Origin of the sequence: Nostoc sp. NMS7 (assembly GCF_017115085.1) — a bacterium.
GTDB lineage: Bacteria > Cyanobacteriota > Cyanobacteriia > Cyanobacteriales > Nostocaceae > Nostoc.
Genome location: NZ_JABXKJ010000250.1, coordinates 1 through 12,512 on the forward strand (window position 1 = coordinate 1; position 12,512 = coordinate 12,512).

Consider the following 12,512-nt stretch of genomic DNA (forward strand, 5'->3'; position numbering starts at 1 on the left):
GCCATTTATTCTCCTCTGATGAAGTTGGCTCAATATGATATCCGTACTGAGCAAAATCTGCCAAGTACCAATAGTAATGGCAACGGTAAAGCAACCAAAGAGGTATCTGAGGAAGTCGTTTCTTTAATTCAACAGCAAGTTAAAGAAGCCACTTCAGAGGTCAAACAGCAAGTTAAGGAAACCACTTCAGAGGTCAAACAGCTAGTTAAGGAAGTTGCGCCACAGGTTCAACAGCCAGCTAAGGAAACCGCACCACAGTCCAAACAGCCAGCTAAGGAAGTTGCGCCACAGGTTCAACAACTAGCTAAGGAAACCGCGCCACAGGTTCAAAAGCCAGCGAAGGAAACTGCGCCACAGGTTCAACCGCAAGCTAAGGAAGCTGCACCACAGGTTCAACCGCAAGCTAAGGAAGCTGCACCACAGGTTCAAAAGCCAGCGAAGGAAACTGCGCCACAGGTTCAACCGCAAGCTAAGGAAGCTGCACCACAGGTTCAACCACAAGCGAAGGAAACTGCACCACAGGTTCAACCACAAGCTAAGGAAGCTGCACCACAGGTTCAAGTGCAAGCTAAGGAAGCTGCACCACAGGTTCAAGTGCAAGCTAAGGAAATCGCGTCATACATTCAAGAGCGAGCTGCGGAAGTCACAAAATTAATTCAAGAACGGTGTTTGTGGCAGTTTCACTCTCGTGCATGGGATCGGCAAGAAAATATCGATGGTGTTCTCAATATGGCCGCCCAAATCTTGACTGGAGAAAAGGTGGTTCTAGAAACCTTGATCGACAGGGGTTTTTATGCAGATGCGAAGATCCTTTCAGCTGACCTGGAAATTAGATTTTCATGGTTAAATAACATGGAAAACTCGCAAAAGAAGGCAGTACTGGAGTCTGTTAAAGCAATGCTGATCGATATTGTAATAACCAAGTCGAAGAATGGTGAATTGCATTATTCGCTTTATTAAAGCAATTGGATCGGTAATTCTATCCTCCGGGTGACGCTAAGAGCGTCACCCCTTCTCCCAAAGGGAGAAGACCAGACTGCCTTACTAAACAAACGGCGTTGTTGAATTGGAGTATGAATTAGAGTCTTGTCATCCTGTTAGTGTTTGTGCAGAAATTTTCTTACAGAGTAGAGACTTACAGAGTAGAGAGCGATCGCACTTCGGCAAGCTCAGTGACCACCGCAGACATCGTTCCACTTTCTTAAGCTCAAAATGAGACTTCATATCTTCGTTCAGCAACGCCAAACAAACACGCATCACGAATTATACACTATCTAGGAGTCAAGAGAATGTCTTTAGTCGTAAAACAGAAAGAACGCAAGGGAATCATCAATCCTATATTTACCTGTCAGCCTGCTGGGGCTGAATACGCTTCCATCGGAATTAAAGATTGTATTCCCCTGGTGCATGGAGGACAGGGGTGTAGTATGTTCGTTCGTCTCCTATTTGCCCAGCATTTGAAGGAAAATTTCGACATTGCTTCTTCTTCACTCCATGAAAATAGCGCCGTTCTTGGAGGACAGCCACGCATTGAGGAAGCCGTACACACCTTAGTCGCACGATATCCCGATTTACGGATTATTCCAATTATTACAACTTGTTCAACTGAGACGATTGGGGACGATATCGAAGGAACCATTAACAAGCTCAACGGCCAGTTAAAGAAAGACTATCCCGATCGCAAGGTTATCCTTGTTCCTGTACATACTCCTAGTTACAAAGGTAGCCAGGTAACAGGCTATAATGTCGGTGTACACGCAATCATTTCTAGCGTAGCAAAAAAAGGCCAACCAACTGGCAAGTTGAACATCATCACTGGGTGGCTTAACCCTGGAGATGTCACTGAAGTTAAGCGCATCTTAAAAGAGATGGACGTTCCAGGAAACATTTTACTGGATACAGAATCCTTCGATGCGCCCACCATGCCCGATAAGACAAGTTTTGCCTTTGGGAATTCAACCATTGAAGAAATTGCTGATTCTGCTAATGCGTTGGGAACTATTGCCTTATGCAAATATGAAGGCGGTAGCGCAGCCGAATTCTTAGAAGAGAAGTTTAAGGTACCTGCAATCATTGGCCCAACACCAATTGGCATCAAAAACACCGACATCTGGCTGCAAAATATCCAAAAACTGACTGGCAAACCAATACCAGAATCTTTAGTCAGAGAACGGGGTAAAGCTATTGATGCGATCGCAGACCTCGCCCACATGTTCTTCGCCAACAAGAAGGTTGCTATTTACGGAGATCCCGATTTAGTAATTGGTCTAGCAGAGTTCTGCTTAGAAGTTGAGTTAGAGCCAGTGCTGATGTTGTTGGGAGACGACAACAGAGCCTGCACCAAAGACCCAAGAATTACCCAGTTGGAAAAGCAAGCAGCTTGTGATATCGAAGTCATTTGGAATGCAGACCTCTGGGAATTGGAGCGCCGCATCAAAGATAAATCCCTGGAAATCGACTTGATTCTAGGTCATTCCAAGGGTCGATATATTTCCATCGATAACAAAATTCCGATGGTTCGGATAGGCTTCCCCAGCTTTGACCGCGCAGGTCTGTGGAAATATCCCGTGATTGGCTATAAAGGAGCAGAATGGCTAGCAGATAACATTGCCAACGCCATGTTTGCAGATATGGAGAACAAGCACGATCGCGAATGGATCTTAAACGTTTGGTAAAAGGGTGATATGTATGGGGGATGGCATCTATCTGGAGTAATATTTATTATCGTCCACCCCCAATTTTCCTGCCAAATCATTAGATGGTATTTCCATCGGAATTTTTACGATACTTAGCAATCCTATGTCAATTGTAAACCAGGCAGCACCCGTTTAACGGATTATTATCAGAGGGCGGCTCAGTAGCCTGGTTTACGACTCACAGGGTACTGAAGACAGAAGCTATAGAAAGACTGGAGAGTGATCATGACTGCAACAAGTATAGATAAGAATGTCGTATTTTACGGAAATTTGAGCGAACTGTATCGCTTGGCAAAAGAGGGTAAGATCAAGACCAGTTTACAAGGTAGTCATACCCGCCCCTGTAAATTTTGGACTGCAACGAAGATTTTAAGTGGCATTAAAAATGCGATCGTCATTTCTCACGGGCCGAGTGGCTGTGCTTATGGTGTCAAGCGGGCATACAAGCTGACCAATAGCCGCAATAGTGGTTCCCCTTATGAACCCGTGGTGACTACAAACATGAGTGAGAAAGCGGTAATTTTTGGTGGAGAAAAAGAATTAAAAGGCGCGATTCGAGAAGTCGATGAAAAATATCATCCCGATGCGATCGTTGTTGCTACAAGTTGTGCGTCTGGTATTATTGGCGACTGTGTTGATGATGTAGTCAATAAAGCCCGTAGCGAAATCGATGCTGAAATCATGACGATACATTGTGAAGGATTCGCAGGGGAGTATCGCAGTGGATTTGATATCGTATTTCGGCAAATAGTAGACTTTATGGAGCCGCCAACTCCAGAACGGAAGGCACAACTAGCCGATGCTGTCAATATTGTGGGCGCAAAGATGGGCCCTGAAAGAACAGAAGTCGAAACTGATGTTAAAGAACTGGTGCGATTGATAGAAGGAATGGGGGCACGAGTTCATAGCGTCATCGCTGGTGACTGTACTTTAGAAGAACTAAAGCAAGCACCGAGTGCGGCAGTCAACTGTACTTTATGTTTGGATCTTGGCTATACCATCGGCAAAGCCATGTCAGACAAGTTCGGAACTCCGTTAAATTCTACTATCCTTCCCTATGGAATCACCGCTACAGAAAAATGGCTCGAAGGGGCGGCAAAATATTTAGGGATGGAAGAACAGGCGGCTGCCCTAATGGAAAAGGAATATGCTGCAATCAAGACTGAATTTGAAGCAGCTAAGGGTTATATAGAAGGAAAGTTAGCGATTATCGAAGGACATGATGCTATCAAGTGCTTATCCCTTGCTCACATGTTGGATCGTGATTTTGGGATGCGTGTAGTAATCTATAACTTCCATCCCTGGAGTACAGAAGCACGAGAAACCAGTGTAGACTACCTATTGGAAACAGGGTTAGACCCGGAAATATTGATTACGAAAGGGACGCTGGCTTTTGGTAAGTACGAGTCCATGAAACAAACGGAAGATGAATTACTAGATTTTATTGGTGGTCTTGATGCAGAATCGGTAGTGTATTTTGGTTCTTCTTTGAGTTTCCCCCATATTCCTGTCGTCGATTTAAATGCTATCTTAAATCGTCCCAGATTCGGCTATCGCGGAGCCTTAAAGGTCGCAAGGTGTATTAAAACAGCACTTCAATATGGTTTTAGACCTCGCAGTTCCTTAACCAAGCAAATGGTGTTCCCTAAAAATTCCGGGTTAGCATCTACTCAATCACTAAGCGGAAAATTAGCTCAAGACATGCCTGATTGTACCGTATATGCAGAGAAGAAGCGGGGAAAATGTATGAACGAGTAATAAATGAAATTTTGTCTAACGGAGAAAATTGTAGGTTGGGTGGAACGAACGCGAACAGCGACCCGTAGGGAAGTGAAACCCAACAAACTCTCGGAAATGTTGGGTTTCTGGAAAAGACTGCACACTGATTCGGTGGCGTCTGATACGGGCAAGGCTTAAGCCAAAAATGTCAAGTCAGAAGTCGCTACAGGCTGCGCGAAACACGGAAACGTCAAGGCAGAAGTCGCTACAGACTGCGCGAAACACGGAAACGTCAAGGCGGAAGCCCTTACAGGCTGCGCGAAACACGGAAACGTCAAGGCGGAAGTCGTTACAGGCTGCGCGAAACACGGAAACGTCAAGGCAGAAGTCGCTACAGGGAAGACAGAAGCCGTTACAGGCTGCACAAAACACGAAAACGTCGAGGTAGAAGTCGCTACAGGCTACGTGAAACGCGCGTTTACCATAGTCAAATCTTAGAGAAACAGGAGGAAAAATGTCTGCTGAAACGACTTTTGACAATTGTAACCATAGTAAAGACCCAGTAGTTGGCTGTGCCCTTGAAGGTATTGCAACTACAGTTGCTGGTATTAAAGATGTTAGTATTGTGATTCAGTCTCCACAGGGTTGCGCGTCCACTGTCGCAGCTGGGTATGATGCTCATGAGGTTGATTTCACCAAGCGGAAAGTAGGTTGTACTCGTCTTTTTGAGTCAGACATTGTGATGGGAGCGTCTGAGAAACTCAAAGGGATGATTAAAGAGGCGGATCAATCTTTTGATTCTAAGGTGATGTTTGTCGTTGGGACTTGCGCGGCAGACATCATTGGTGAAGATATTGCGGGATTGTGCAACCAGCTCCAGCCAGATATCAAAGCCAAACTCGTTCCTTTAATGGCTGGTGGGTTTCGGGGCAATGCTTACGATGGCTTAGAAATGGGTTTGGAGGCTTTACTTCCTTTTATTAAAAGAAGGCAGACCAAGAGAAGGGGCAGGAAGCCAAGGATTGTAAATATCATTGCACCACAGGCAAATCTGAATCCTACTTGGTGGGCTGATTTGGAATGGGTAAAGCAGACGTTAAAATCTTTAAGGATTAAAGTACAGACGGTATTCTCTCATAATACCTCCTTTGAAGAACTAGAGCAAGCTGGTGAAGCAACCGCCAATATTGTTCTCAGTCATGATGTTGGGTATAAGTTTGCTCGGAAAATGCAACAGACTCATGACATCCCTTTAATTCTTGATGATATACCTTTACCAATAGGTGTAAACAACACTACTCGATGGTTGAAGGCATTGGCGGCACATTTCAAGATAGATGAAAAAGTTGAACCGCTAATTAAACAAGGCGAAGAAATGGTCGTAGATACACTTCGCAAACGAGCATTGATGATTATTCCCCGATATCGTAACTGTAGAATTGCCGTATCTGCGGATGGGACGCTTGGTATTGGACTGGTGAGAATGCTCTTTGAAGAATTGGAGATGATTCCAGAAGTCTTATTATTTCGCTCGGCGATGCCTGATTCTCGTTTAATTCTGGAGCGAGAACTGCACAGCCTCGGTCTTGCTTCCCGTGTAATATTTTCGGCAGATGGCTATCAGGTAAAACAGACCTTAGAAGAGTTTGATGTTGATGCTGTGATTGGCTCGGCATGGGAAAAATACATGGCAGAGGAATTGGGAATCAAAATTGCTTTTGATGTATTTAGCCCCACTAACAGAGAAACTTATGTTGACAAGCCATATTTTGGCTATGAAGGCATGATCAATATGATGGAGGTGATTGCTAACGATTGGGATAGAGCTTTTCGTTCCAAAGAGATTAATTGGACATAGAGAAGTATTATGTCAAGAATGTTTTGATATCCTGATCCAGAGTTATCAAAAAGTATTGTGCTACACGTCTGGAGCAACGGCAGTCGCTACAACAGGGAGTAACTGCCGTTAGCAAAGCGCTAGCGACGTAAGAGCTTTACCGATAAGGGTCTTCTCCCAAAGGGAGAGGCTAACGCCTGCCGTAGAATGCCCGAAGGGCTGTAGGGGAGCCACTTCGTTGCCCTGGTCAAGACAGTTGTAGGCGGAACGCCTTCCCGCAGGGTAGGAATTGGCGTAGTTTCCCCCATGAGCAGAAAAAACCTGAAGATTTGCACTTGGAAACGAATAATTGGCACTCCCTTGATAGCTTAGGTTTAGAACCGGGGGTTTCTCTGTTTTTGCAAAACATTAAGGTCACAAAAAGTCAAAAGATTCAAGGTTTTAACCTAGCTGCTAAATGGAAGTGATGCCTACGGCGGCAAGCTACGCTCAAAGGATGGTCAACAGAAATTGTGAATTTGTAGTAGACTTGCCGGAATTTAGGATTTGCGCGGCTTTCCTGAGATAATGGTTTTTCTATAATTTTACTCGCAATACTGATAAAATCTCTCTGACTGGGGCTTTATCTGCTTCTAGCTTCTCTATTTTATCTAATAGACTCATCCTTAATATAAACATCATGGGATAATCAAAAAGATACTGAAAGTTAGGTGCATCAAGAATGACCAGTCCTTTGACAAGAATCGAATCACATCCCCACGAATCTAAACGATTAATTGGAATTAATTATGACCAGTTTTTAGCATTCGTAGCTTTGGCAGAGCAAAGGCATATAGAGAAACAGGCAGAAATTGAAAAAAATCAAACTCGTATTATTGCTAAGGGAGGTGGACGCAAACCAGAGATTTCACCCAAAGAAGGAATATGCTTATGTCTAGTTTACCTCAGACAAAAACCAATTTTTGAGGTTTTAGGTTTACTCTTTGACATTTCCAAAACTAAAGCAAATGATGCCTTTAATTATTGGGTAGATATCTTGAGAGAAATTTTACCAGCATCTCAAATAGAGGAAGTTGAATCAGACAGTCAGAAATATCAAGAATTACAGCGAATACTGTCCGAATACGAATTAATCGTCGATAGTTGTCCTTGAATGCTTTCAAACACCCATTTCCTCGTCGGCTAAGATAGCGATCGCCTATTGAATCCAAATTACTAAAACCCATTCACTGTAAGCATTTACGATTTGCGGATGAGTCTAATAGTCGTTTTGGAATATACTTGCACTTTTTAAGCAGGCGATGGCTACGCCCGCCGTTCGCGTAGCGTCTCGCAGAGAAGGCATCGCCATCCTTCCAAAACTCATAGTGATACCAAGCTTGGGGATAATCTTTGCCGTGAAGGGTGATGGTTTTGCACTGAATGGAGGCACTACCTAATCCTTTGTGTCGTCTAGTTTTACTAGGGCTATTTTCGATATCCCCCAGTAAAAGTTCCGATACAGGAGGCGGATGGAATCGAGTGGAGTTTGAGGACTCCGATATTCCATCACTGCAAATTCTGGATAATTCCATAGGACTTGTCAAAAAACACCGTTGCTGTGCCTGTTTCACCGTGCCGTGCCTTAGCCATGATGAGTTCTAATATTCCTTGGTCTGTAGTGTCTGGGTTGTAGTACTCATCCCGGTAAGCGAGAATAATATTGTCTGCCACCATTTCTAAAATTCCCGATTGGCTAAGGTCGCTCATCATTGGGCGCTTATTCTGTCTGCCTTCAACTCCCCTAGAGATTTGCGACAGTGCTAGCACGGGTACATCCAATTCCCCCGCCATTTTGTAAAATATCAACGATTTTGGCAATAAGCGTGAATTCCCAATCTGCTAAAGGTTGAAATTTGGCTCGATGTCTGCGGATGCGATCGCTCTTTAGTGGCGTTAATCCTAAATGTTTGTAGGCATTGGTGACACTAATTAAACTCCACAGCCTGTACTCTAATTGCTTTTTGGTCATCTCCAGTGAGAAGATAACCACAGGTAAATCGTGCAGCAATATCATCTTGAGAGCTAGTTGTAGCGAAATCTGGGACTTCCCCATTGACGGTCTACCTGCAACTATGGTGAGCGTACCGCCTTCAAACCCCACCATCAAACTTATCGAGTTCATCAAGTCTTCTTCTGCCTCAATGTTTTGGGGTGGCAGGCGTAGTTTACCGCCGTAGGCATCGCTAGCATCACCTTGGAAACTTAGTTGTTCAGTCATAAGCAACTTGAGATATAGGAATCATATTTGATTTCTGAAAAAATCTCGGTAGTCTTGTAGTAGATTGTCTAGGCTAGCATGTTGCAAAAAAATTGTAGGTTGGGGAGCCACTGCGTTGCGCGGGTTAAGAGCGTTGTAGCAAGTGGCGTTGGAGGCTTTGCGTAACCCAACATCCTGATAATCAGTTGGGTTGCGCTCCGCTCCACCCAACCTACGTCTAATCTACTATTTTAGCCTAGAGGGTCCACTACGTGCATTTCAAAAATCAAATACTAGTCCTATATGACCTTACTCTACCTTCGGAAACATACATTATATTGGCAATTTCATTATTTTTAATGCCTCCGGCAGCTAATTTAAGAACTGTTATTTCTTTATTAGAGAAATCACTTAACAAATTTAGTGCATTTCTATCGGGTGTGTCATTTGACCTGAGACTATCAATCAGAATACGATTAATAGTTGGGTCAATCCATGATTCGTTATTGTACGCAGCCATTACTGCTTCAACGAATCTTTCTCCTACTTCTTCTCTAACGCTATTTTTACAGTAGTAGCAGTCTGCACCATTACTAATTGCTGCGTTAATAGCGTCTCGGCTGGTATTTGCAGTCATAAAGTTCTAGTTGTTCGGTTGCCCGAAGGGTATGCTAGGCAGGTTTGGTGCCATCATCATGGCACGCATGAATCAAGGGTTCACCTATTCAGTCATCGACCTGCTCGAAATTCAGTCGAGCGACAAAGTGCTGGAAGTTGGATTTGGCTCTGGAGTAGGCATTCAACGTCTGTCCAGGTTGGCATCAGCGATCGCACCATAACCAATAACCAAAATACTTGTATAGTAAGCCAAAATTTTGAGGTTGTCTCTCCCTTGTTCTAGCTATTATTTTTCTTTAAACTAACTAGAACAAAGTTGCTTCATCAACTGAAGTTGCGCGCTTATGCAAGACTATGTTTAAAAAACGATGGTTTGGTGTTGATAACGTAATTTTGTAGAAGTAATGAAGTAAATTTTCCCCTTTTACTGGTTTTATTGGTCGATGGGTATAATTTCATCACTGTTGAAAACTTCAACTGTAGCATTTGGACTGTTTATATCTGTGGTTTGTTCAAGTAGGCGTGTTGCTTCCTCAAGCAATGCGCTTGCGTTCTGAAGCAGTGTTCGTACCTGGGTTAACTTGTTCCGCCGTTCGATACCAAGTTGTGCTTCTATATACCGTGCATCATGCTGATGGCTGAGGTGAATTACCCGTACTTCTTGTTCTTTCTCTGAAGGTGCAAACATTGCGTTTTCGGCGGTTAGTTTATAGTAAGAGTACGTACCAACTCCCCACTCCCAGCCTACGCAACTCAGTTCAATAATCAAAGCGGATTACTATAGTTCATTACGTATAAAAGAAATTAACCAATTTTGGCGTTACGGTTACTTTTTGTTAAGGTTAAGATACGAATATTTTATTATTTAGTAATAAGCGTAAAATTATTGATTCAATTAATACTATAAAACATAGTAACTTAAAGTTGGCTACACATTCCGTCTTTTTGTCGCTCAATGGAAACATAGCCAAAATGCCAGAGTAAATTTATTAGGTTTATACTGACAGTCAGTAACAAATAATTTACTGCTAGCAAAAACGTAAATTTGTGACTGACAACAAACCAACCGATTACGCCGCAATTATCCGTGCCGCCAACCAAACTATTCCAGAACCCCTCGAATGGCTAAGTGGAGGTAGATATGTTTACTCACCGGAGTATGGAGTTGGGGAGGTAATGGCATTATTGGGCAGACTTAAAAGTTCAACAAGCTGTTAATGCGATTTTTGAGGTATTGGGCGAACCCACTGATGAATGGCAACATCAGGCATTAGAGCAATACAAAAAGGGTGATGCGATCGCAGTTAAAAAAATTAACGCCAGTCATTTGCGGGATTATTATTGTAAATGTTTGGGGTTTTTGGTCAATGCAACAAGCACCAACCCCAATCTACGCAAGATTTTATCAGCTGCGGCCAACGCTGCTGCTGACCACGCACATGTGAAAACTTTAGATAAAATCAGTGATGGGAATGCGCGAGCTTTTGAGTCCGACGACCTAGTAGACAATGCAACGGAAAATATTCTAAAATTCCTGACACCCCAAACTGAATATCACCAACTGGCGCTAGCTTCCAGAACTAATTACGATGCTTTAAAAGAACTGGAGAAGGAAAATCCAGAGGATAATTTAATCAAGGTTTTGTTGTATCTAACCAAGGCAAAACCAGACTCCCCCGCACTGTAAGATAACGGGAAAAGTCAGATACGTAATTTGGTTTAAGTAAATCGAGACTGCGATCGCTTGCAGTGATGGCCCCCCACCTTTGGTGTCAAGGTCAACAACTAGGGGGTTGATGCCGAATGGTGATTCCATGTTGAGGGGGTAGCAAACCTCATCTGGCAGCCCTAAATCCCCATAAAAATCTATGTTTATGCAGCGTACACTCGGTATAAAGCGCGGGAGTTAATAAGCGATCGCCCATTGAAGTCACAAATCCCACGCCCGGATAACAAATCATTCTTAAGCGAACCGTATTGAGAGTTATCCTGTTTTGCCACTCTCGGAAAACAATAATCAAGAGCCAAATTCTGAAACTTTGATTTAGTCAAGGTTTGAGGCTTTATTCTCGCTCCAGAAACTGAAATTGGAGATAAAAAGTGGAAACTCAAGCTCCGTAACCCTTTCACCTATTGCGTTCTCCCAGAATGACAAAACAGGGTTATTTAGCGATACCCATAACGCCACTGATGCGAGCTGCGATCATAGTAGCGGTAACGTTGGCGATGATTCTGATCGTGGCTCCTTTGGTAGCTACCACGGTCACGATTATAGTTGCGATCAGAATCCCGATTATAGTTGCGATCGCGATTATAGCCATCACAACGATGATCCCTACAGTACTGTTCACGAGATTCAGCATTAGCATTTGGTGAAAGAGCCAAAATAGAGCTAGCACTGATCAGAACAGCTAAAGTAGCGAGAGTAAAACGTTTCATGCTTTTATCTTGTAAAAAGTTGTGTCGAGATTTTCCACTTCGATAGTAAAGCTCCCATTTTAAAAACCTAAATAGAAGGAAGAAATAGCAGTAACAGTGATCGTTGTTGCTACCTGATTTTAATATGGGTAACTTACTGAGCTGCCTATGTACGCTCAATACCCATCTTTATTATTAGCAATATCACCTTCAAAAGGTTGAACTCCTGTTGCTGGGTAATCATCATCTCTAGGTCCAAAAATTCTACTGACTGCACCTAAAATATAGGAGATTACTTGCATAGCCCCATTTATAATTGATTTCAGTATTTTTGAGAGAGACATAAATTATTCTCCTGATTTATTTTTGCTGTTAAAAACTTATTTTGTGGTTGATTTACTATTATTTAACCTCAATTTTTAACTGTAAACATCCCTCTAATTGGGTAGGAGCTATATTTTAATAAATAATTATCAAACGAATTCTCATTATTTTGATGTCATATAGCAATCCTTAAAAATAATTTATTTATTTGAACTGAGATCCAATCATCAAAAAATATTTAAATATTTACAAAATATTTGTTGATTATTGTATTCTTAAAGTCTGACTCCACCCTCAAGTCTGAGGAGGTTTGTTGACAATGAATGCAGATTTTTTCCTACCTTCAAATATTAGCCATGTAAGCCTTTGTGCTTTTCTGATACAAATTATTTAAAAGCTAAATTCTTTTATAATTAAGAATGTACTCGATTTTGGATAGGTCATATAGAGTTTGGTGCAGCTTTCTCCCCGCCTACCGCAGCGAATACGGCCAAATGCTCGGCTGTCGGTAGCCATCGAAGACTTGAATGGGCAGTTCATCAGGATTTTCGGGTGTTTTTAGCATCAATGGCGGTACTGCGCCGATAAGGACGGCGGTAATCGTCGAGCGAGACATGGGTATATTGCAGTCCTCCATTGATGTCGCCTAACGCCCAAATCC

General features: G+C 42.8%; 13 protein-coding genes and 1 pseudogene. 8 read left to right on the forward strand and 6 right to left on the reverse strand.

Translation table 11 applies throughout. The features are described 5' to 3' along the window. The 5 genes from vnfG to HWQ38_RS35785 form a co-directional block, all read left to right on the forward strand. A partial coding sequence (gene vnfG / locus HWQ38_RS35765; RefSeq protein ID WP_292803814.1) for a V-containing nitrogenase subunit delta occupies window positions 1-960 on the forward strand: 960 nt, incomplete at its 5' end. A 329-nt stretch (window positions 961-1,289) separates the two neighbouring features. Then, window positions 1,290-2,675: a V-containing nitrogenase subunit beta gene (gene vnfK, locus HWQ38_RS35770; protein WP_292803817.1), complete on the forward strand. Its 1,386-nt coding sequence runs from the start codon at window positions 1,290-1,292 to the stop codon at window positions 2,673-2,675. A gap of 246 nt (window positions 2,676-2,921) precedes the next feature. Continuing rightward, entirely contained in the window at window positions 2,922-4,454 is a 1,533-nt protein-coding gene (locus tag HWQ38_RS35775) for a nitrogenase component 1 (RefSeq protein WP_292803820.1), read from the forward strand. Window positions 4,455-4,929: 475 nt separating this feature from the next. Continuing rightward, window positions 4,930-6,273, forward strand: coding sequence for a nitrogenase component 1 (locus tag HWQ38_RS35780; RefSeq protein WP_292803823.1), 1,344 nt, complete (start codon window positions 4,930-4,932; stop codon window positions 6,271-6,273). Between the two features lie 700 nt (window positions 6,274-6,973). Continuing rightward, entirely contained in the window at window positions 6,974-7,405 is a 432-nt protein-coding gene (locus HWQ38_RS35785; RefSeq protein ID WP_292803826.1) for a transposase family protein, read from the forward strand. 73 nt (window positions 7,406-7,478) lie between these two features. Here HWQ38_RS35785 and HWQ38_RS35790 read toward each other — a convergent pair whose 3' ends face one another. The 3 genes and pseudogenes from HWQ38_RS35790 to HWQ38_RS35800 form a co-directional block, all read right to left on the reverse strand. Continuing rightward, entirely contained in the window at window positions 7,479-7,826 is a 348-nt protein-coding gene (locus HWQ38_RS35790) for a hypothetical protein (RefSeq protein WP_292803829.1), read from the reverse strand. Continuing rightward, a pseudogene (locus HWQ38_RS35795) lies at window positions 7,801-8,401 on the reverse strand (DnaB-like helicase C-terminal domain-containing protein); the annotation flags it as partial. The pseudogene HWQ38_RS35795 and the gene HWQ38_RS35790, both read right to left, overlap by 26 nt. A 376-nt stretch (window positions 8,402-8,777) precedes the next feature. Further along, window positions 8,778-9,128, reverse strand: coding sequence for a LuxR C-terminal-related transcriptional regulator (locus HWQ38_RS35800; RefSeq protein ID WP_292803832.1), 351 nt, complete (start codon window positions 9,126-9,128; stop codon window positions 8,778-8,780). Between the two features lie 31 nt (window positions 9,129-9,159). Here HWQ38_RS35800 and HWQ38_RS35805 point away from each other — a divergent pair, with 31 nt between their 5' ends. Next, the gene (locus HWQ38_RS35805) at window positions 9,160-9,330 is read left to right on the forward strand and encodes a hypothetical protein (RefSeq protein WP_292803835.1); all 171 of its coding nucleotides are present in this window, start codon (window positions 9,160-9,162) and stop codon (window positions 9,328-9,330) included. 212 nt (window positions 9,331-9,542) lie between these two features. On the opposite strand, the gene HWQ38_RS35810 is transcribed toward HWQ38_RS35805, so the two are convergent. Then, window positions 9,543-9,878, reverse strand: coding sequence for a hypothetical protein (locus HWQ38_RS35810; RefSeq protein WP_292803838.1), 336 nt, complete (start codon window positions 9,876-9,878; stop codon window positions 9,543-9,545). A gap of 278 nt (window positions 9,879-10,156) precedes the next feature. Between HWQ38_RS35810 and HWQ38_RS35815 the strand changes: the two genes are divergently transcribed. Together HWQ38_RS35815 and HWQ38_RS35820 are read left to right on the forward strand one after the other, a co-directional pair. Next, on the forward strand, window positions 10,157-10,327 hold the full coding sequence (locus HWQ38_RS35815) for a hypothetical protein (protein ID WP_292803841.1): 171 nt from the start codon (window positions 10,157-10,159) through the stop codon (window positions 10,325-10,327). 16 nt (window positions 10,328-10,343) lie between these two features. Beyond that, complete coding sequence (locus HWQ38_RS35820) at window positions 10,344-10,796, forward strand: hypothetical protein (protein WP_292803843.1); 453 nt, start codon at window positions 10,344-10,346, stop codon at window positions 10,794-10,796. 479 nt (window positions 10,797-11,275) lie between these two features. Here HWQ38_RS35820 and HWQ38_RS35825 read toward each other — a convergent pair whose 3' ends face one another. Both HWQ38_RS35825 and HWQ38_RS35830 read right to left on the reverse strand, forming a co-directional pair. Continuing rightward, window positions 11,276-11,548 carry a hypothetical protein gene (locus HWQ38_RS35825; RefSeq protein ID WP_292803846.1) on the reverse strand — a complete coding sequence of 91 codons (273 nt, stop codon included), beginning with the start codon at window positions 11,546-11,548 and terminating at the stop codon, window positions 11,276-11,278. A 155-nt stretch (window positions 11,549-11,703) separates the two neighbouring features. Further along, on the reverse strand, window positions 11,704-11,871 hold the full coding sequence (locus tag HWQ38_RS35830) for a hypothetical protein (RefSeq protein WP_292803849.1): 168 nt from the start codon (window positions 11,869-11,871) through the stop codon (window positions 11,704-11,706). Between the last annotated feature and the right edge of the window lie 641 nt (window positions 11,872-12,512).